We start from the raw sequence: 254 nt of genomic DNA, 5'->3' as shown, positions 1-254 counted from the left end.
CGCGTCAGATACTGATTGATGAGGTTCTCGTAGGCTTCCTGGCGGCCGCTGATCTGCGTGGGCGCATTGCCGGCAGCGTGCTTGGCCAGGTCGGCCAGCGTGCTGCTGCCGTTGGCAAACGCCGCACCGGCGCCGCTGTCGAAGCTGGCGTAGCGCTCTTTGCGCCAGGTTTCCAGCGGCGAAGCCGTCAGCAGTGCATTGGCCACTTCCAGCCCGCGCGCGAACGCGTCCATGCCACCGATATGCGCCAGGAA

General features: G+C 66.1%; 1 pseudogene. It reads right to left on the bottom strand.

Annotated features, from left to right (window positions below):
• A pseudogene (locus XcuCFBP2542_RS19260) lies at positions 1–254 on the bottom strand (xylose isomerase); the annotation flags it as partial.

This window comes from Xanthomonas cucurbitae (assembly GCF_002939885.1).
GTDB lineage: Bacteria > Pseudomonadota > Gammaproteobacteria > Xanthomonadales > Xanthomonadaceae > Xanthomonas > Xanthomonas cucurbitae.
This window is presented reverse-complemented; position numbering and strand designations above follow the sequence as displayed.